Genomic DNA, 19600 nt, shown 5'->3' with positions numbered 1-19600 from the left:
CTGATCATAAGTCCAGGATCAATTGAGGGACGCCCTGTATGACTTGTAGAAAGGAGAAAGTTCCGAACGCAACCAGCTTAAATCAAGCACTGCATCTAATTTGCGTACCAGGTGATCTTTAGGAACAACGTCTTCAAGATTAAACTTGTAAAACAGTCTGTCTTGCTGCCCAACCTGTGCACCTAACATCGCGCCTCTCCCAGATCAAATCACCTAATAATAGTGAATCACAATGAGATCTTGGGATCAAAGAGTTTTTCAACAGCCTCGGCTAAGAACAGTAGTTAGAAAGCTTTGTAGTCAAGTCCGCTTTCGTTGAATGAACAGACCATATTACCATTTATGTCCGCTTCTTATAGTGTAGCAGACATCTTTCAAAACAACTGGAACAGCTGAGTTTGACTCAGGCTGTGTAAAAACGTGAGATATGTTAGAATCTTATCATCCAATTGATAAAAGGTTCATATGAAGCCTTTTATTGAAGGTGAAGACCGTAATCAGAGTACATTATTCCCCGAGCGATTGGATGATTATGTTGGCACGGACAATCCAGTACGCATCGTGGACGTGTTTGTAGATGAACTTGATTTGAACAATTTAGGTTTTCATCGCGTTGAACCTCTAGCAACTGGCAGACCGAGTTATCATCCCTCGATTTTACTAAAGCTTTATATTTATGGTTACCTTAAGCGCATCCAATCAAGTCGCCGTCTAGAACGCTAGGCAGGACGGAATGTGGAAATGATGTGGCTAATGGGACGCTTAGTCCCTGATCACAAAACGATTGCTAACTTTCGCAAAGACAACGGCAAAGCCATCCGTAAAGTTTACTCTCAGTTTGTTGGTCTATGTCAGCAGTTAAATTTATTTGCCGTTGCCAGTGTCGCTATTGATGGTGTTCATCCATTTTGCCAACACTGATAATGGATAACCATTCCCATAGCCTTGACCAACACCATTTGTTTTCCACCCACCTATCTGGTCAGCAATATCAAACGGGCATTCTACTTTTCTCAGTCGGTCACGCAATCCATGTCGGAAACCATGGATAACATATTTTCCATTAATCTGACCTGACATCCATTTATTCAAAGCACCACTTGCTGAGTTTGAATTACATACTTTGCCGTCGCAATATTTAGAAAAAGCATAGTTTTTTGAATGAGCTACGATTTGATGCGCTGCCCACAATGAAGCACCATATAAAGGTATTCTTCTATCACTACTCTGCGTCTTCAATCCTCTCCAATCATGTGGACGGACATGCACATATGGGATTTTCTCATTAAGATGGATGTCTGTAACATGTAAGCCGACAGCTTCTCTTAATCTCATGCCAGTATCAGAAATCAATGCAATCAACCATCGTGGCTGATCATTCAATTCAACACACTTCCTTTGAAGCTGAATACGGATATGGTCTGGAACAGGTTCTCTTTTTTGAACATCGTTTTTTGAGCCGTAATATAACCCATTGAATGAATTAACAGTTTCAAGTCCAGTTTCAGATATGGCGAAGTTGATTACAGACCTGACCACACTCACGATACGCTTAACGCTGCCAATGGTTAATTTCTTAGCAATCAAATGATCTCGGAACTTATTGGCATCGGCTTTTTTGTAAGAGCAAATGGGTTTGTTACCCAGTAACTCAATCACGTAAGCGACAGATCGGTTCGTTGTTTGATTGAAGGTTTTGTTTTTACCCTGACCTTTTAACTTCAGATATAAATCTTTTGCGTCATTCAAAGTGATTGTAGCTACAGGTTCTTTAACAGACTCACTTGGTACTGATCTATTTAACGGCTTTAAAAGTTGTGCCGCAGGAATGTCGCCATTATCCCAGCGTAACTGGGACCAGTATTCCTCAAGCTTCAATGCAATCTTTTTTGCTCTGCTTATCGCCACACGTTTCATTTTCGTGCGTAACGTCATCACGACTCGATTGCGTTGATAATGATGCAGTAAATCTGTCGGAACACGCCGAGAGAAATAGAAAACACCATTCTTGATGAATGTGTAATGAGGAAAATGGTCTACTGTCTGGTCTACTGACACCATAAGAAAACGCTCCACGAGGTAGAGGATTCTATAAACCGTGAGTAAAACAATCGTGGGCAAGTCGCTTAAATATTGACTTTTGAAACATATTGTACAAAAGAACAAAGCCCCAAGGCGTTAACCTTGAGGCTTTGAAAATGGCGCGCCCAGAAGGAGTCGAACCTCCAACCGCCTGATTCGTAGTCAGGTACTCTATCCAGTTGAGCTATGGGCGCTTACTTTATCCTCCGTTCAGATAGTCTTGAACGTTGGCCCCTTAGTGGGTGGCGCGGAAAGTAGCGATATGATTGCCATCGGTCAAGAGGAAAACGACGTTTTTTTCAAAAAAAATACAGAAACATGAAAATATCGCTATAAGATCATAAAAAAACATAAATACGCCCTTGTCCCAAGGACTTGCTTTGGGGTAAGATTTGCTCGCATTTATCTGGGGAAACCAAGGCTTAGACCTCAGGGGAAACAACAAATCATAGAGTTCGGCTTAATAATGGGCTGAATTCGGGACTTAAAAAATAAAGGTAGCCGTACACTATGGTTCTTAAGTGGTCAAAGGCAGGGATTGTTATCACCGCACTCACGTTGTCTGCATGCTCCTTCACAGAAGAAGCACTGTGGCCTTCCCTGACAGGGGAAGACCCGGCAGAAAACACTGCTACGTCTGAACAGGCAGGAGCAAGTGCTGCTGCTAATCAAACCGTTGCCAGCGCGGGTCAACCCGTCCTCGGTACAACAAATTTCGAACCCGCACCAGTTACGCAAGGGGACGTAACCGGAACATTCGTTGGTAAGAAAGTCGCAAGTATGCGCGGCGAGCTTGCACAACTGATTGAGCAAATCCGCGTTCACAATACCGAATTGCAGAATTTGCGTGGGAAAACAATCCAGGATTCTCAACGTTACCACGGAACTGTCGCTGCGATTAACGCGCGCCTTCAAGTTGGCACCACACCGGGCAACCCAATTTTGGTCCAACAGTTCAACAGTTCTTTATCCGATCTGGATCGTATCAGCAGTGACATTGCACAAATGAGCTCGCTGACACAAAAGGTCGCTGAAGATTCTGCCATGTCGGCTTATATGCTGGAATCAGTTCATTCCACATTCGGCTTAAGCGGTGCAGTTGATGAAGATCACCGTCAGTTGGCCATCTTGCAAGATGAAGTCAACCAAACCGTTGTTCTGATTGAGCGCCTTCTTAAAGAAGTCACAGAAGATGTACGTCGCCAGACAAACTATGTCGCGGCAGAACGTGCCAATCTGAATGCTTTGGCCGCAGGCGTAAAAGCCGGCGAAATTTACGGGGCTTCCCTATCTAACCGTATGTCAGCTGTAAACACAGGCATCACCTCAAGCGTGACACGCCCAAGCTTCCAGCGTACAGCCGTACCAGCAAACCGTCGTCCCCTTGTTGTTATCCGTTTTGATCGCAACAAAGTGAATTATCAGCAAGCGCTTTACACAACGGTAAGCCAAGTTCTTGATCGTCGCCCAGATGCGATGTTTGAACTGGTTGCTGTTTCACCTGAGCGTGTTTCTACGGGTCAGCAGTCACTGGGTAAAACACAGGCACGTCGCCAAGCTGAGCAGGTTCTTCAAAGCCTGACAGAAATGGGCCTGCCACCAAGCCGCGTTGGTTTGGGTGCAAGCACAAGCCGCACGGCCACATCTAACGAAGTTCATCTTTACCTTCGTTAAGAATAAAGACCATATTTTAAAAGCCGGTTCATAGAAATATGAGCCGGTTTTTTTTATCTTCTTTGACTTGACCAGTCGTTCAAGTTATTAGAAGGGATTGATTATGTATATAAGACAAAGGGAAAGTCATGACCTCCTTAGATGATGATATTGTTTCTGAAGTTGTTTCTTGGGCAGAAGTCCATAAAGACACACGTGTTCTTGCACGTGAACTTTCCAAGAGGGATCAATTCAAAGGCATTATCGCCATCACCCGTGGCGGTCTGATCCCCGCCGCCATCATGGCGCGCGAGCTTGGCATCAAATTGATCGAAACCGTTTGTGTTGAAGCCTACCGCGATAATGCGGCTGAACTTTCTGGTTCGGTTAATGTCATGAAAGAAGCAACCATGGCAGGCGACGGTGAAGGCTGGCTGATGATTGACGACCTTGTTGATACTGGCACCACGGCAAAAGCAGTGCGCGAAATGATGCCCAAAGCCTATTTTGTCACCCTTTATGCCAAACCAGAAGGCCGCCCCCTGGTCGATAGCTTCGTTAAAGAAGTAAAACAGGAAACATGGGTTTTCTTCCCCTGGGATACCCAGTTGCAATATAGCAAACCGATTGTTGCCAAAAACGACTAAACAACAAAGCTGCAACTCACACATTTTTGACCTATACTGACAGAATGAAACATTTGATTTTCATTCTGTCTTTCTTTGTCTTTATCACTAAAGCCCATGCAGACATCACACTGCCCGCAGGTTTTAGCCTCACTATATTTGCTGAAATTCCCGGCGCGCGCTCATTGGCCCCTGCGCCAGAGCTTGGCGTGCTCTTTGTGGGTTCACGCGGGCGTTCGCTTTATGCCATCCTTGATCAGGACCAAAATGGTCAGGCAGAAAGCACGCGCCTGTTAAGTGATAACCTGAAAGTACCCAACGGCCTTGCTTGGAAGAATGGCTACCTTTATGTGGCTGAACAACATCGCCTCGTGCGTTTTAAAGTGGGGCGCCACCTTCCCACACAATGGCCTGAGCCTGAGATTCTTTATGAAAACTTTCCCGATAAACGCTGGCATGGCTGGCGCTATGCCAAGTTCGGCCCTGATGGCGGGCTTTATGTCAGCATTGGTGCGCCTTGTAATATCTGCGCGCTTAAAGGATTAGAAGGCACAATTGTGCGTTTTGAAACAGACAGTTGGGTTCCCGTCATTTTTGCAAAAGGGGTGCGCAATTCGGTTGGGTTTGACTTTGACCCCCATAATGGAGACTTGATCTTCACCGATAATGGAGCTGATCATATGGGCGATGATGTGCCTCCTGATGAGTTAAACCGTGCGCAAATCGGCGGGCTTCATTTTGGCTATCCCTATTATGGTGGTGGTCTTGCAAGAACAGATGAGTTTAAAAACCATCGCCTTCCAGCCAATCGCCCCCCACTTCATAAATTCCAAGCCCATGTGGCCCCCTTGGGTGTGCATTTTTATCAGGCAAAACGTTTTCCCAAGCGCTATCAAAACGGTGTTTTTGTGGCCCAACATGGATCCTGGAATCGTCGCGATCCCGTTGGCTATCAAATTTCTTTCCTGCCCTTTGATGAAAAGCTACAGGTCTTAAGAGAAGAAAACTTTCTCACAGGCTGGCTTGGCAAAAATGGTGATGTGACGGGTCGTCCTGTTGATATAACCCAATGGGCCGATGGGCGTATGCTGATTAGTGATGATGCACGCGGGCGGGTTTATAGTGTGGATTACCAAGAATAAGGCATAACGCCGATGACAGGTTCATGGGCCAAGACCAGTCCTGCATATAAAACAGCAGCCACCAACCAACGACGCAGACCAATTTTAGGCCAGCTTTTTGCGACTTCTGCTTCAAGTCGGTGCCATTCTTCTTGCCCCATGCGCGCTTTTCGTTTTGCATTTAAAGACATCGGTCCATAAAGGCTTAAAGCCCCCATTAACGCAAAAAATAAAACCGACGCCACATCGCCATTGGGCAAAATATGGACAAAAGCCCATAAGGCAAAAGCCACAAAAGCGGGGTGTTTGGTCAAACCCACAATACCCGGATGTTGTTGATCAAACCCTTTTGCCCCAAGCCCAAGGGAAAAAGGATTGGGCTGGGAGAACGTACAGACAAGTAAAAGGCAAACCCAAAACATGACAAAAAGAACCACATGGCGCATCCAAGACTGGATCACCCAGAGTTCCTGATAAGGTGCAGCAAGATAGCTTTGTAAGAGCCAGATGAACAGCGCAAGACTGATAATGCCGTAGATCGACATGAAAAGCTTCTCGCCCATCATCTCTACCAAGCCTTGGCGCAAAGGGCGATAAGACGGAATAATATGGGCCGCGATGAACACGGCAATGGCAAGAAGAAGGTCAGACATAATCTTTGCAAAGTGCCTTTAAGCTGTTTAGGTTAGCAATAGATATAAAAAAAGGAAATATTATGGCTAATAATGCTGAGCTTGCTGCCAAACTGTTACGCGCGGCGTCTAACTTCTTTCGTGCTGTGGGTGAACAAAACCCTGAGCTTCAAGAACAAATGCTCACCAATGCTGATGCCTGCGATATGATTGCTGAACGTGTCGAAGTTGATCCCCTTGGCGTGCCAAGCGATATTGAAAATCTTCCCACACCAGACCAGTTAAACTAAACCTTTAAACTGGTTGACGATTTCCACATAGATATCACGCTTAAACGGCACGATCAGGTCCACAATTTCCTCCAGTTCCACCCATTGCCAACGGGCAAATTCTGGATGTTTGGTGTCAATATTGATCTCGCGATCCTCACCTGTAAAACGAAATGCAAACCAGATTTGTTTTTGCCCGCGATATTTCCCTTTCCAGACCTTCCCCACCAAATGATCCGGCAGGTCATAGGCCAGCCAATCATCTGTGCGCGCCAGATAATCCGCCTTATTGGTGCCGATTTCTTCTTCTAGTTCGCGCAAGGCCGCATCATGGGGGTCTTCACCTTTATCTATACCGCCTTGGGGCATCTGCCATGCACCGGGGGTATCGATACGTTCAGCCACAAAAACCTGTCCCTTTTCATTAAAGAGACAAATCCCCACACAGGGGCGATAAGGGCGTTTTTTCTTCTCTTTTTTCACCATGGTATTTTAAGACTTCTGACGTCCCGCCAAGCTGGTCATGGGTGCAATTTTCACCCCACTTAAGGCCCCCGCCCATGCCTTAATCGTTTTAATACTATTGGGTGTTGCGCGAATAAGAGCAGCAGATGCGCCCCGATTTTTCGCCATGGTTGCCACCGTTTCAAGTTGAGCGCGGATTTTTGTCATACTCGCATCCGTCTTGATAGTCATATCTGAAACAGCGCGTGCAAGCTGCATTTCATCCGCCATTTCCAAACCGACGCCACCATCTACACTGCGCGGGTCCATATAAAATAGACCACGTGTTTTAATTTCACCTAAAACAGGAGAAACCGATTTGCGATCGCGCAAAAACCTAGAGCCATATTGCCCAACAAAGCCTACATAGCCTTGGGCCGTTCCCATCAATAGGTTTAAAAGCTTTAAGTTTTCAGTGGCACTTTTTGTCGTCAACATAGACATGGGCCCCGGATCATCGGCTGGGAAACTATCAGATTCTAAGGGGAGTTCCAAAAGCACCTCATGGCCCATTGCGCGTGCCTGTTCAACCCACGCCTTAATCCCTTTACCATAGGCACTAAAAGACAATGTGACATCATGAGGCAGATGGTTAATCGCAGCTTCTGTTAAGCTTTTGCTCAACCCCAAACCCGTGACCACAAGCCCAACAACAGGGTCCTTGGGTTGGCCTGCAAAGGGGCGTGCATATGTTTTCCAAGCCTCTCGACCATCTTTTGAAACAGCCGGGATCAACCCATTTTGGGTCACTTCCATCAAATCTTTATCAACGCCTTGGGCCATCGGCTGAGGCGCTTTTACCCCCCCAAGGCTGGCAACCGCGCGCGGTAAAACAGCGGGGATATTAATACCTACATCACCAACCGCAGCTGTTGAAAGCGGGTTTTGTTTATTTTCAGGGTCATACCCCCCCATGCCACCACTGACTTGACTGGCAACCATGGCTGCACCACCAGCAGTGAGTTTGCCCCCGCCTGCGCTCAATTTGCCAGCACCCGCAGTTAATTTACTGCCCGCTGTCAGCTTAGAACCAGCTGTGAGTTTTGATTGCGGTGTCAAACCCGAAGTCGCCACACTATTAAGCGCCATGCCAACCGCACCGCCAACACCAGCGCTTACCTTAGCACCACTTTCTTCAGCAACGTCTTCTTCATCATCACCCGATAAGAACCAGAAGGCCCCACCGCCAATAGCGCCGAGAAGAACAAGCCCGACCCCGCCAAAAATGGCGAGTTTTTTCTTATCCTGAAGAAGGGCTTTAAAATCGAACTTTGATTTAGAGCCCCCTTCACCATCATAATCAAAGTCATCATCGCCGAAGTCGAAATCATCATCGTCATCTGCCATGTCTGTGGGTGAAGGGACACCACTTTCCCCACTTGGAGCATCGTCCATATCCACATCATCAAGAGTGTCGTCAAGATCGTCTTCAGCCATCTTACTTACCTTTGATTATTCTTCTGTATTTCTTGGCATTTCTGAATAAAGCGAAATACCTTCAATCAGATCAAGGGCGCGACTAAGCTGGTAATCTTCCTGCTTTTTCACGTCCTCTTTCTTACCGTTGCGTTCTTCATCAGCCTTGTCTTTGCGCTGTTTTGCATCTTCATCGGTATTTTTCAATGAGCCACGAAGATCAGCTTCACGCGTACCAACACCTACGCCGATTTTTTCAATCTTGGCAATCTCAACCTTGATGTCAGGATCAATCCCAACGCCCTGAATTGAATGTCCACTTGGCGTATAATAACGCGCTGTTGTTAAACGCATGGCCCCATGCACACCCAGTGGCAAGATCGTTTGAACAGACCCTTTACCAAAGGAACGTGTGCCTAAGATCAAAGCACGGGCATGGTCTTGCAAGGCACCGGCCACAATTTCAGAAGCAGAAGCCGAGCCGCCGTTGATCAACACAACGACCGGTAGCCCATCGGCCAGATCACCGGGACGGGCGTTATAACGCTGGATATCTTCGCTGCGGCGCGAACGCGTTGAAACAATTTCACCACGGCTTAAGAAGGCATCAGAAACCGCAATGGCCTGATCAAGCAAACCACCCGGGTTATTGCGCAAATCAAGAACGATCCCTTTTAAGCGATCACCCTTTTCTTTATTGAATTTATCAATGGCTTTTTTCAGGCCGCGCTCGGTTTGTTCTGTAAAGCTGGTGATGCGGATATAACCGATATCGCCTTCCATACGATTGCGCACACTTGGCACCTTAATGACAGCACGTGTGATGGTCACATCAAAGGGCTTTTCGCCATTGCGACGCACCGTCATGGTAATGTCAGCCCCTACTGGCCCGCGCATTTTATCAACCGCTTGGCTCAACGTCAGGCCACTGACACCTTCACCATCAAGATGGCTGATCAAATCACCCGCTTTCATCCCTGCTTTATAGGCAGGCGTGTCATCAATAGGTGAAATCACCTTGATCAAACCGCTTGGGTCCATGGAAACCTGAATACCAAGACCACCAAACTGGCCTTTGGTCTGGACCTGCATATCTTTAAAATGATCTGCATTTAAAAAGCTTGAATGCGGGTCAAGCGAGCTAAGCATCCCTTGGATCGCGGCTTCGATAATTTCCTGATCGGTCTTTTCTTCAACGTAATCACTACGTACCTTTTCAAAAACCTCACTAAAGAGATTGAGCAGTTGATAGGTTTTTGCCGGATCTTCCTGTTTTGCCTCTTCTGCGAAAGAAGGTGCAATGAAAAGGAAACTCACCAGAAAAGCTACCGCCTTGGAAAATCGAATGGTCATCCTCGCGCCCTTGCGTTTTGTCGTCTCATCCAAGACGACGGATTAATTGGTGCGCCATTTTTGCGCAGTTCGAAATAGAGAGTATCACGCCCTGATCTGCTTTGCGACATGATGCCTACAGGCTCACCGCTTAAAAGCCATTGCCCCACAGACACATCAATGCGATCCATCCCAGTCAGTAGTGTATGATATCCACCGCCATGATCAATGATTAACAGCTGTTTATAGCCACGAAAAGGCCCTGCAAAGGCAATTTGTCCATCATATGTGGCAACAATCTGTGCACCACGGCGTGTTTTAAAGCTCACACCCTTGTGTTTACCGCCTAATTTTTCACGCTGGCCAAATTTCATCACGAGCTTGCCCGATGCCGGGCGAGATAATTTACCCTTAGCTTTAGCAATGGGTTTGCCACTTGGCGGCTTGCCCAAAACGATTTCCACATCCCGTTCTTGCCTAACATCACGACTCGCAGGTTTGGCTTTTTTTACCCGTGCGGCTTGGGCCTTTTTCTCACGATTGATCTTATCAATCAGGCTGCGCAGGGATTTGGCTTTTTTACTCAAAGATGCGATGCGTTTTTGGGCGTTGCGGCTTTTTGTTAAAAAGCGTTTGCTGAGTTTCTTTTTCTCAGAAATCAGGGCATTTAAGCGCCTGCGTTCATCATCCAAATTCACATTGGCAAGGCTGAGCTGTTCTTTTTGCACTTCCAACTGTTTGCGTTTTTGGGCGTAAAGCGTGACTTCGCGGCGCAAAACCGTGGCCTGTTCTTGAATTTGCGGCACAATGGAGCGCAGCAAAATCGCACTGCGCACCATATCGGCAGGCGGTTGGGGCAAGGCAATAATGGCTTCTGGTGGGTTAAGCGCCAAACGTTGCAGCGCCATCAAAGTTTCAACCGATTGCCCGTGGCGTTCTTCCAGCGCAAGACGGGCTTGATTTTCATCCAGCTTGATAATGGCAAGCGAATCTTCAAGGCGCGTGACGTTGGCTTCGCGTTGTTGAACAGATTGCGACAAGGCAATAAGTTCTGCACGCAAAGCAACCGCTTCTTTTTTCAAGCTTTCCGATTTGCTTTTCAGCTGGTTACTTTGTTGCTTTTGCTTTTGAATATCTTTTTCAATTTGTTGCAGCTCATCTGTTTGGCTTTGCGCAACACCTTCTTGCTGCACACCCCAAAGAAAGAGTGCGCAGACCAAGACAAATTTATGAAAAAGCTTATTGTGCTGCACGAAGTCCTGCACCTTTAATCAATGTGCGTCCACTCATCTCAGCGGGTTGGGCAAGCCCCATCAACTGCAATAAGGTCGGCGCCACATCAGCTAATGAACCGTCTTCCAGATCATTTACTCCCTCAGGGGCATTGACCAAAACAACCGGAACCGGATTAAGTGTATGGGCGGTATGGGCTTGGCCTGTTTGGTGATCTTTCATCATTTCCGCATTGCCATGATCAGCCGTGATCAACATGGTCGCGCCTGTCTTTTCAATCGCTTTTTCAAGACGTGCCAGACACCCATCAACCGTTTGGGCTGCACTGACTGCGGCGTCAAGTACACCTGTGTGACCGACCATATCGCCATTGGCATAATTCACAACAATGAGGTCATATTTTTCAGCCTCAATGGCCCCCACCAGTTTATCAGTCAGCTCCGGTGCAGACATTTCTGGCTGAAGGTCATAAGTCGCCACTTTGGGTGAAGGAACCAAAATACGGTCTTCACCTTCAAAGACTTTTTCTTCCCCGCCATTTAAAAAGAAAGTCACATGGGCATATTTTTCTGTTTCTGCAATACGTAACTGGGTCATGCCCGCTTCTGAAACAACTTGGCCCAAAATATTGCTCAGCTTTTGTGCCGGAAACAAAGCACTCATAAATGTATTATGGTGGCTTGAATATTCCACCATGCCCGTTGTTGCCGCAAATGAAACAACCTTGGAACGTTCAAACCCATCAAATGAAGAGTCCGCTAGTGCCGCCAAAATTTCACGGGCACGATCTGCCCGGAAATTTGCCATCAAAAGCGCATCACCATCTTGCATCCCATCAAAACCGTTAATGGCTGTGGGCAAAACAAATTCATCGGTTTCACCCTTATCATAGGACTGGGTAATCGCGTTTAAAGCAGTTTCAGCCTGCTCGCCTTTGCCTTGGGTCATCACCTCATAAGCACTAGAGACACGTTCCCAACGTTCATCGCGATCCATGGCATAAAAACGCCCTGAAATCGTTGAGATTTTCACATTCTTACAGTTGGAAATATCATCTTCAAACTTGGCAACAAACTCTTTGGCGCTGCTCGGTGGAGTATCACGCCCATCTAAAAAGGCATGAAGATGCACTTCAACACCTTGCTCATCCAGCGTCTTTGCCAAGGCAACCATATGGTCTTGGGAAGAATGCACACCACCGGGCGACATCAAGCCCATAAGGTGACACGCTCCACCCGTTTTCTTCAAGGAAGTGACCAAATCGGTCATGGCCTGGGTATCCCCCAGCGCATCATCAGCCACTGCTTTATCAATGCGCGGAAGGTTTTGCATAACCACACGGCCCGCACCCAAATTCATATGACCGACTTCAGAATTCCCCATCTGACCACTGGGCAGACCAACTTTTTCAGCACAAGCATCCAGACGTGTTGTTGGACAGTCCTGATACAAACGGTCCCACGTTGGTGTTTGGGCAATCGCAATCGCATTGTCTGCTTGTTCTGTTCTCTCTCCCCAACCATCAAGAATACAAAGGATCGTTGGGCGGGCAGCTTTAATGTTGGTCATAGCGCTTTAGGGTCTCAAGGTTCGTGTCATAGTCGTAATGTATGTGGGTCGTTGCCCGCAAAAATGCCAGATATTTTGACACTTCAACCAACAACGACCCACATAATAAATACTGAGCTGATGAGCAGTCGATTAACGACCGGCTGCATCAATCTCTTTAAGGCTTTTTTCTGCACGGAATGCTTTTTCAATAGAATCCTGCGCACGTGTCACCATGTTTTTCAAGGTATCTACGAAACCGCGCATATCATTTGCCACATTGGTAAATGTATCTTCATATTGACCAGCCGTTGCGGCCTCAATCGCCATGTTTGTCGCAATAGAGTTGGATTGTGAAACAACCTCAGCAATGCGTTTTGCTTGTTCGTTAAGGTATTTCACACCACCATTATCACTGGCAAATCTTTCCAGCGCATAAGCAATATCATCAGCTTCGCTATAGGTGGCTTCTTCAGCCGCATATTCTTCGCTATATTCCTGTGGGTATTCTTCCACAGCTTCAACAGTTTCAGCATATTCAACCGCAGCGGCTTCTTCTTGGACTTCTTCTTCGGCTGCATTGAAGGCTTCAATCTTTTGCATTTCAAGATTGATCTGTTCCAAGCGGTTTACCAACTCACGCGTATATTGCGTCAAGGCACGAATAGAAACACCATATTGACCAGCACGGCCGGCTGCTAATTCCGCATTCAAGGAAAGAATCCGCATATCTTCGGCAACATCGCCAAGCCCCTGAAAGGCTTCAAATGTATTTCTACATTGTCCAAAGAGTTCTTGTTGGTATTGCGCAACCTGTTGGTCAGCAGCTTCCAACGCATATGAGCTGACAGAATCTTGCATTTTTATCGCTTCGCCCCTAGTTAGTAAAAGTCGTTTCTCAAGTTATAGGGGATTATGCCCGTTTTCGTCAAAACCGCAAACGTCTTTATTGGGAAATAAAGTATAATATCCGGTTTTTTTTGGGTAAGTATAACCTAAAGGCGAATAAATCAGTCCCTATGGTAAGGATGACCCGATAAAATCGCCGATGCGCGAAAGAGCTGTTCAGCCAACATGGGGCGCACCAGCATGTGGGGCCATGTCATTGACCCAAAACTTATGAGCAAATCAGAACGGGCGCGCACGCTTTCATCCAGCCCATCAGCCCCGCCGATGATAAAGGCAATATCACCGCGGCCCTGATCCTGCCATTTCTGGATTTTTCCAGCAAATTCGCGACTCGAAAATGTTTTACCGCGCTCATCCAATGCCACAATCACCGCGCCATTAGGCACCGCATTGAGCAAAAGCTCCGCCTCAGCCTGTTTCAGCTCCGCGCCAGATAGTTTTTTGCGAAAATCCAGTTCTTTTAGGACGGGGGCGGGACGCATGCGGGCGCCATAGGTTTCAAAAAGGTCCTTTTCCGGGCCTTTTTTCCATTTTCCCATGGCGATAATATGTGTGCGCACATGCACGGTTTTTAACCGATATGTTCGGAGTTTTCTTCGCTGGCACCGCTTTCAGGCAGTTCAACATTCCACATTTTTTCAAGATTGTAGAAATCGCGAACTTCTGGGCGGAACAGGTGGATGATCACATCAAAGGCATCAACCACAACCCAATCGCCTTGCTCTTTACCTTCAGCAAACAGACCTTTCAGGCCTTGGGCTTTTAGTTTTTCCATCAAATGATCCGCCATAGCAACCACTTGGCGTTGAGACGTACCAGACGCAATAACAAGATGGTCAGCAAGACTGGATTTACCAGCCAGATCAATCGTTACGATATCTCTTGCTTTATCGTCGTCAAGGGAAGTGACAGCCATTTCCAGGATTTCCTTGGAGCTTATCTGGCCGTTTTTTTTGCGTGCTATGGTCTTAGTCCTTCATTTGTTGCCTGATCTGGGTCGCCGAGATCGCCATTCCCCGTATGGGCAGAAAGACCCAAGCCGGAGTATCTTTACATTTTAACACAGATGCCTGCTTTTGGGGCAGTCTATATGATGCAAAACATTTTGCTGTCATCGACGATATAGCCTTTAAAGCATAGGTCGGGCGATGAAAGACTGCAATTGGGCAGGTCTTGAATATCGCCTGCCAATCTTTCCAACGATGAAACGTGGCCAGATTGTCAGCCCCCATAATCCAGACAAAGCGAATATGAGGATAACGCCGCTTTAATGCTTTTAGCGTGTCGGCGGTATAGCGGGTGTTGAGCCGAGTTTCAAGTGTTGTGATCTGAATGCGGGGATTTCGCACCACTTTTTGTGCAGATTTCACCCGGTTTTCGATTGAAGCCATGCCTTTTTTGGATTTCAGCGGGTTTTGCGGGCTCACCAGCCACCAAACCTGATCTAGCCCCAAAAGCTTCAATGCTGTCTCAGAAATATAGACATGACCTTCATGGGCGGGGTTAAACGACCCGCCCAAAAGGCCGACTGTTAATTTTGTCTGAGGTCCAAAAGAAGGAATGCGCATTGCCTAATTCCACAAAAGGGCGTCAAAAAAACGCACGCTTATGGACGACATTGCCCATCACCGCGCACTTTATATTTAAAGCTGGTGAGCTGTTCCACACCAACGGGCCCACGCGCATGCATTTTACCCGTGGAAATGCCGATCTCAGCGCCCATGCCAAACTCACCACCATCGGCATATTGAGTTGAGGCATTAAGCACACAAATCGCACTATCCACCTGATTGAGGAAATCTTCCGCAGCTTGGTTATCTTCGGTGATGATGCAATCGGTATGATGTGAGCCATACTTATTAATATGGCTCACCGCTTCTTTCACATCCTCAACCACTTTGACAGAAACGATGGCATCAAGATATTCCATGCCCCAATCTTCTTCGCTCGCTGCAACCACACGATCATCAAGGGCCTGAATATCCCCATCACCGCGGACCTCACAGCCCGCATCCATCAGGTCACCTAAAATGGCACTGGCCTGACTTTCAAGAACAGAGCGATTAATCAACACGGTTTCAGTTGCCCCGCAAATTCCTGTGCGGCGCATTTTACCATTTACAATCACCTTGCGGGCTTTTTCCAAATCCGAGGCCGCATCCACATAGATATGGCAAATACCATCTAAATGTTTAAACAACGGAATTTTCGACTCGCGCGTAATGCGCTCAATCAAACCTTTACCGCCACGGGGCACAATCACATCAATGGTTTCAGACATGGTGAGCATTTCACCAACGGCTGCACGGTCGGTTGTGGGGATCATTTGAATACAGGTCTTGGGCAGGCCCGCTTGTTCCAGCGCTTGGGCGAGACAATCCATAATCGCATGGCTGGAATGAAAGCTTTCCGAGCCACCACGCAAAATCGCCACATTACCTGACTTTAATGATAAAGCCCCCGCATCCGCCGTTACGTTTGGGCGCGATTCGTAAATAATGCCGATAACACCAAGGGGCACACGCACACGCGTGATATTCAAACCATTAGGGCGATCCCATTGAGACATGATCTCACCGACCGGGTCATCCAGCTGGGAAATCGCTTCAAGACCTTTTGCCATACCTTCAATGCGCGCATCATCCAGCATGAGGCGATCCAGCATAGAGCCGCTTAAGCCTTTTTCTTGGCCTGCTGCCATATCCTTGGCGTTGGCTTCTTTAATCATCGGTGCATTAGCGCGCAGCAAGGCTGCCCCTTTTAACAGGGCATCGTTTTTTTGCTCACTTGGGGCAATGGACAATTCCAGGGCTGCGGCTTTCGCCTTTTCACCAAGTTCTGCCATCATTGCTTTAATATCTTGCGCGCTCATTGCACTCATTTCCTTATTTTTACATATATGTGCGTCAAAATAAGCATTTCAATTCCCTCTGGCAACCTGTATCACTATTTCATGAGTACAAACGAATATACATACAACTGGTCAAGGGACCGTTTTCAGGTCTTTTTACTGTCTTCTTGTCAGGCTTTAGTCATGAGTGCGGGCAGCTTGATCATGACCATGACAGCCCTTACGGGTACCTACTTGGCTGATGATCCGTCCATGTCCACCCTGCCCTTGGCGATCCAGTTTGTAGGCATGATGTGCGCCGCTGTTCCCGCTTCCCTCTTTATGGGGAAAGTCGGCAGGAAGATTGGCTTTAGCGTTGGTTTCTTCATTGGTTTTCTCTCCGCAGGCCTTGCCACATGGGGCATTTTTGAAGGTTCTTTCTGGTTATTCTCTGCGGGCAGTTTTGGCCTTGGGATAACAAATTCCTTTGGTCAGTATCTTCGTTTTGCCGCAACCGAAGTGGTCGAAGCTCAACACCGCCCCCAAGCCATTTCCTATGTGATGGCAGGTGGGATCATCGCAGCCTTTTTAGGGCCATGGCTGGCAACCCAGACCAAGGATTATTTTGAGCCTGTGCTTTTTGCCGGGGGCTTTGCGTCTCTCACCCTTGTCTATATCGCCGCTATTTTCGTTGTCTGTCTGGTGCGTTTTAGAAATGATGTCCCCCATGAAGACCATCACGGACCCGCCCGCCCGTTAAGCGAAATTGCCAAACAACCCGCCTTTATCACCGCTGTTCTCGCTGCCGCCATGGGCTATGGGGTGATGAGTTTTGTCATGACAGCTACCCCACTTGCCATGGTGGGATGCGGGCTTGAATTTAAAGATGCAGCCTTTGTCATTCAATGGCATGTGGTCGGCATGTTCCTGCCCAGTTTCTTTACCGGAAAACTGATTAAAAAATACGGGGTGCTGCGCATTATCTTTATCGGCACACTGTTAAATGTCGCCTGTATGGCTTTTGCCTTAAGCGGACTTGATCTCATGAATTTCTGGTTTGCGCTTGTCGCGCTTGGGGTGGGGTGGAACTTCATGTTTATTGGCGGATCATCCCTGCTCACCCAATGTTACCGCGAGACGGAACGCTCCAAAGTTCAAGCGGTAAATGACCTGATTGTCTTTAGCGTTGTTGCCATCGGCAGCTTTTCAAGCGGGGCCATTCAAAATGCCATGGGCTGGGATTGGGTCAATATGGTCATTGGCTTACCGCTCCTGCTCGCTTTACTCAGCGTCATCTGGTTGGGTATCCAGCAAAAAAACATGAAGATGATGACCGGCTCTTAACCGCGTTTGGGCGGATGGCGGATCTCTTCATTATCCCATGTATGCAAGGTTTCTTTAATCCAGTTTGCCGTCTTATACCAAATGGGCAGTTGCGCCATAAGATAGAGATAGAAATCCTTTGAAAACATGGATTTCTTCTGTTCACGCTTGGCCCATTTCCATGCCCGCCCCGCACAGCGTTTAAACGCCAAACGTTGCAATTGCGTTGGCACATCGGGGTTATCGCGCAAGAAATGATACATATTGGCACTCATGGTATAGACCATGGTGGGATGTGCCCCCATCATGCGCCCATCCACATCGCGCGGGCCAATAACAGCCAAAAGGTCGGTTGAGCCCATGCGCCCACGCCCAGCCACACGCAAGGGAATGGAAACATCTTGCACAAAGACTTCAGGGTCCGCCCCGCCCATTTCCTTAAACATACTGGTACGCACCATGGTGGAGGTTGAGCCTGCCATACCGCGTTTAATAAACTCACGAAGTGGATCATTAATGATATGAACGCTACCGCTCTCATCTTCTTGCTTTAAGGCTTCAGCTTCCACATCATCACTTAAAACCCATTTGGCGGAAAGATGATCAAGCTTATGTTCGCGCATCATTTCTAACATGCGCCTTGAGGCATAAGAAGTCAGCACATCATCGGCATCAACGATTTTGATAAATTCACCAGATGCCGCAAAACCACCTGTGTTGGTTGCCACACTGATGCCGCCATTTTCTCGCGTGATGATACGCACGTTATCCCAGCCTTTTGTGCGCTCCCGGATCATCTCAACTGAATTATCTGTGGAGCCATCATCAACAAAGATATATTCGCGCGAAAAATCACCGCTTTGGCGCTCCAACCCATTGAGCATGGGTTCCATATAAGGGGCTTTATTATAAACCGTGATAACGTAAGAAATATCAATCATAGTTCCACCACCAGATGGTCACGATGGATCATTTCATCACGCCCTATATAACCAAGCTTATCTTTAATCTCGCTAGATTTTACCCCAACGATTTTGCGCGCATCTTCTGAGCCATAGGCAATCAAGCCGCGCCCGATCTCCACCCCGTCCGGTCCTTTAACCGTAACAGCCTCACCGCGCATAAAATCGCCTTTAACTTCCTTCACCCCAATGGGCAAGAGACTTTTCCCCGCCTTTAAGGCCTTGATCGCCCCGCCATCAACAATGACTTCGCCAACAGGTTTAAGACTGCCCGAAATCCATTGTTTGCGCGCTTTCTTGGGTGTGGCAGCAGGTAAGAACCATGTACATTTTGCGCCATCTTCCAAGGCTTTTAAAGGATGCTCGCGCTCTCCTTTGGTAATCACCATGCGACAGCCCGCATTAATGGCAATTTTAGCAGCAGCGATTTTTGTCGTCATACCGCCTGAGCCCACATCGCTGGCAGAACCAGACGCCATGGCCTCAATATCAGCATTAATACTATCAACTACGGGAATAAAAGTGGCATTTTCATCCTTAGAAGGATCAGCCGTATAAAGTCCGTCGATATCTGAAAATAACACAAGCGTATCCGCACTGATCATCGCAGCCACCCGTGCGGCTAAACGATCATTATCACCAAAACGGATTTCATCGGTTGCCACAGAGTCATTTTCATTAATCAAGGGCACCGCGCCGACTTTCAGCAATGTCTCAATGGTATTGCGCGCATTAATATAGCGACGACGATTTTCACTATCTTCCAAGGTCACCAAAATTTGCGCCACAGTAATTTGATGATGACCAAGAACTTCCTGATAGGCATGGGCAAGGCGGATATTACCACAGGCCGCAGCGGCTTGTTTTTCATCAAGGCGCAGGCTTGTTTTAGGTAAATCAAGATGGCGTCTTCCCACCGCAATGGCACCAGAAGTAACGATCACCACTTCTTGACCACGTGCACGCACAGCTGCAATGTCAGCAGCTAGACTATCAAGCCATTTGCGATGCACCGTGCCATGGGCTTCATCCACCAACAAGGCAGAGCCGATTTTAATGACAATACGCTTGGCATCTTGAACCTGCGTACTTTTGAGAAGATCACTCATAAAATTACCCTGATATATTCTTGATGTTTTTATAGGGGATTAGAAATGCGT

At 47.3% G+C, this 19600-nt stretch carries 19 protein-coding genes, 1 tRNA gene and 2 pseudogenes; 6 read left to right on the top strand and 16 right to left on the bottom strand.

The genetic code is table 11. The features are described 5' to 3' along the window. Positions 1–189: pseudogene (locus tag MTBPR1_RS18270) on the bottom strand (transposase); the annotation flags it as partial. Between the two features lie 276 nt (positions 190–465). Here MTBPR1_RS18270 and MTBPR1_RS17725 point away from each other — a divergent pair. Beyond that, positions 466–897, top strand: a pseudogene (locus MTBPR1_RS17725) (transposase); the annotation flags it as partial. On the opposite strand, the gene MTBPR1_RS18355 reads toward MTBPR1_RS17725, so the two are convergent. Next, a complete protein-coding gene (locus tag MTBPR1_RS18355) occupies positions 865–2061 on the bottom strand; it encodes a DUF6538 domain-containing protein (protein WP_069186401.1) in 1197 nt (398 codons plus the stop codon). The pseudogene MTBPR1_RS17725 and the gene MTBPR1_RS18355 overlap by 33 nt on opposite strands. Before the next feature lie 138 nt (positions 2062–2199). Beyond that, positions 2200–2276: transfer RNA gene (locus MTBPR1_RS04660), tRNA-Arg, on the bottom strand. A gap of 316 nt (positions 2277–2592) precedes the next feature. Between MTBPR1_RS04660 and MTBPR1_RS04655 the strand changes: the two genes are divergently transcribed. The 3 genes from MTBPR1_RS04655 to MTBPR1_RS04645 all read left to right on the top strand — a co-directional run bounded on the left by MTBPR1_RS04655 (position 2593) and on the right by MTBPR1_RS04645 (position 5503). Continuing rightward, positions 2593–3756 carry a hypothetical protein gene (locus tag MTBPR1_RS04655; RefSeq protein WP_069186400.1) on the top strand — a complete coding sequence of 388 codons (1164 nt, stop codon included), beginning with the start codon at positions 2593–2595 and terminating at the stop codon, positions 3754–3756. 128 nt (positions 3757–3884) lie between these two features. Beyond that, positions 3885–4382, top strand: coding sequence for a xanthine phosphoribosyltransferase (gpt, locus tag MTBPR1_RS04650; RefSeq protein WP_069186399.1), 498 nt, complete (start codon positions 3885–3887; stop codon positions 4380–4382). A gap of 44 nt (positions 4383–4426) precedes the next feature. Continuing rightward, the gene (locus MTBPR1_RS04645) at positions 4427–5503 is read left to right on the top strand and encodes a PQQ-dependent sugar dehydrogenase (RefSeq protein WP_069186398.1); all 1077 of its coding nucleotides are present in this window, start codon (positions 4427–4429) and stop codon (positions 5501–5503) included. Here MTBPR1_RS04645 and MTBPR1_RS04640 read toward each other — a convergent pair. Then, positions 5491–6135, bottom strand: coding sequence for an NnrU family protein (locus MTBPR1_RS04640; RefSeq protein ID WP_069186397.1), 645 nt, complete (start codon positions 6133–6135; stop codon positions 5491–5493). The genes MTBPR1_RS04645 and MTBPR1_RS04640 overlap by 13 nt on opposite strands. 62 nt (positions 6136–6197) lie before the next feature. Between MTBPR1_RS04640 and MTBPR1_RS04635 the strand changes: the two genes are divergently transcribed. After that, the gene (locus MTBPR1_RS04635; RefSeq protein WP_069186396.1) at positions 6198–6404 is read left to right on the top strand and encodes a hypothetical protein; all 207 of its coding nucleotides are present in this window, start codon (positions 6198–6200) and stop codon (positions 6402–6404) included. Here MTBPR1_RS04635 and MTBPR1_RS04630 read toward each other — a convergent pair. The 10 genes from MTBPR1_RS04630 to MTBPR1_RS04585 form a co-directional block, all read right to left on the bottom strand. Further along, entirely contained in the window at positions 6396–6869 is a 474-nt protein-coding gene (locus tag MTBPR1_RS04630; protein WP_069186395.1) for an RNA pyrophosphohydrolase, read from the bottom strand. The genes MTBPR1_RS04635 and MTBPR1_RS04630 overlap by 9 nt on opposite strands. A 6-nt stretch (positions 6870–6875) precedes the next feature. Further along, positions 6876–8324: a divergent polysaccharide deacetylase family protein gene (locus MTBPR1_RS04625; RefSeq protein WP_069186394.1), complete on the bottom strand. Its 1449-nt coding sequence runs from the start codon at positions 8322–8324 to the stop codon at positions 6876–6878. Between the two features lie 15 nt (positions 8325–8339). Beyond that, the gene (locus MTBPR1_RS04620; protein WP_069186393.1) at positions 8340–9656 is read right to left on the bottom strand and encodes a S41 family peptidase; all 1317 of its coding nucleotides are present in this window, start codon (positions 9654–9656) and stop codon (positions 8340–8342) included. Next, a complete protein-coding gene (locus MTBPR1_RS04615) occupies positions 9653–10888 on the bottom strand; it encodes a murein hydrolase activator EnvC family protein (RefSeq protein ID WP_069186392.1) in 1236 nt (411 codons plus the stop codon). Before MTBPR1_RS04615 ends, MTBPR1_RS04620 begins: the two co-directional genes overlap by 4 nt. Then, entirely contained in the window at positions 10875–12437 is a 1563-nt protein-coding gene (gene gpmI, locus MTBPR1_RS04610) for a 2,3-bisphosphoglycerate-independent phosphoglycerate mutase (RefSeq protein WP_069186391.1), read from the bottom strand. The genes MTBPR1_RS04615 and gpmI overlap by 14 nt, the downstream gene beginning before the upstream one ends. Positions 12438–12569: 132 nt before the next feature. After that, positions 12570–13277, bottom strand: coding sequence for a hypothetical protein (locus tag MTBPR1_RS04605; protein WP_083222887.1), 708 nt, complete (start codon positions 13275–13277; stop codon positions 12570–12572). A 149-nt stretch (positions 13278–13426) separates the two neighbouring features. Next, positions 13427–13885 (bottom strand): 23S rRNA (pseudouridine(1915)-N(3))-methyltransferase RlmH, encoded by a 459-nt coding sequence (gene rlmH, locus MTBPR1_RS04600; RefSeq protein WP_069186390.1) that lies wholly within the window; start codon positions 13883–13885, stop codon positions 13427–13429. Positions 13886–13896: 11 nt separating this feature from the next. Next, a complete protein-coding gene (gene rsfS, locus MTBPR1_RS04595; protein WP_083222886.1) occupies positions 13897–14241 on the bottom strand; it encodes a ribosome silencing factor in 345 nt (114 codons plus the stop codon). A gap of 52 nt (positions 14242–14293) precedes the next feature. Continuing rightward, positions 14294–14893, bottom strand: coding sequence for a nicotinate-nucleotide adenylyltransferase (locus tag MTBPR1_RS04590; protein WP_069186388.1), 600 nt, complete (start codon positions 14891–14893; stop codon positions 14294–14296). Positions 14894–14931: 38 nt separating this feature from the next. Beyond that, positions 14932–16206, bottom strand: coding sequence for a glutamate-5-semialdehyde dehydrogenase (locus MTBPR1_RS04585; protein WP_069186387.1), 1275 nt, complete (start codon positions 16204–16206; stop codon positions 14932–14934). Between the two features lie 72 nt (positions 16207–16278). Between MTBPR1_RS04585 and MTBPR1_RS04580 the strand changes: the two genes are divergently transcribed. Continuing rightward, entirely contained in the window at positions 16279–17499 is a 1221-nt protein-coding gene (locus MTBPR1_RS04580; protein ID WP_069186386.1) for an MFS transporter, read from the top strand. Here the strand turns inward: MTBPR1_RS04580 and MTBPR1_RS04575 are convergent. Beyond that, the gene (locus tag MTBPR1_RS04575; protein ID WP_069186385.1) at positions 17496–18419 is read right to left on the bottom strand and encodes a glycosyltransferase family 2 protein; all 924 of its coding nucleotides are present in this window, start codon (positions 18417–18419) and stop codon (positions 17496–17498) included. The genes MTBPR1_RS04580 and MTBPR1_RS04575 overlap by 4 nt on opposite strands. Further along, positions 18416–19549 (bottom strand): glutamate 5-kinase, encoded by a 1134-nt coding sequence (gene proB / locus MTBPR1_RS04570; RefSeq protein ID WP_069186384.1) that lies wholly within the window; start codon positions 19547–19549, stop codon positions 18416–18418. The genes MTBPR1_RS04575 and proB overlap by 4 nt, the downstream gene beginning before the upstream one ends. Positions 19550–19600: the final 51 nt, after the last annotated feature.

Source organism: Candidatus Terasakiella magnetica, from assembly GCF_900093605.1.
GTDB lineage: Bacteria > Pseudomonadota > Alphaproteobacteria > Rhodospirillales > Terasakiellaceae > Terasakiella > Terasakiella magnetica.
This window is presented reverse-complemented; position numbering and strand designations above follow the sequence as displayed.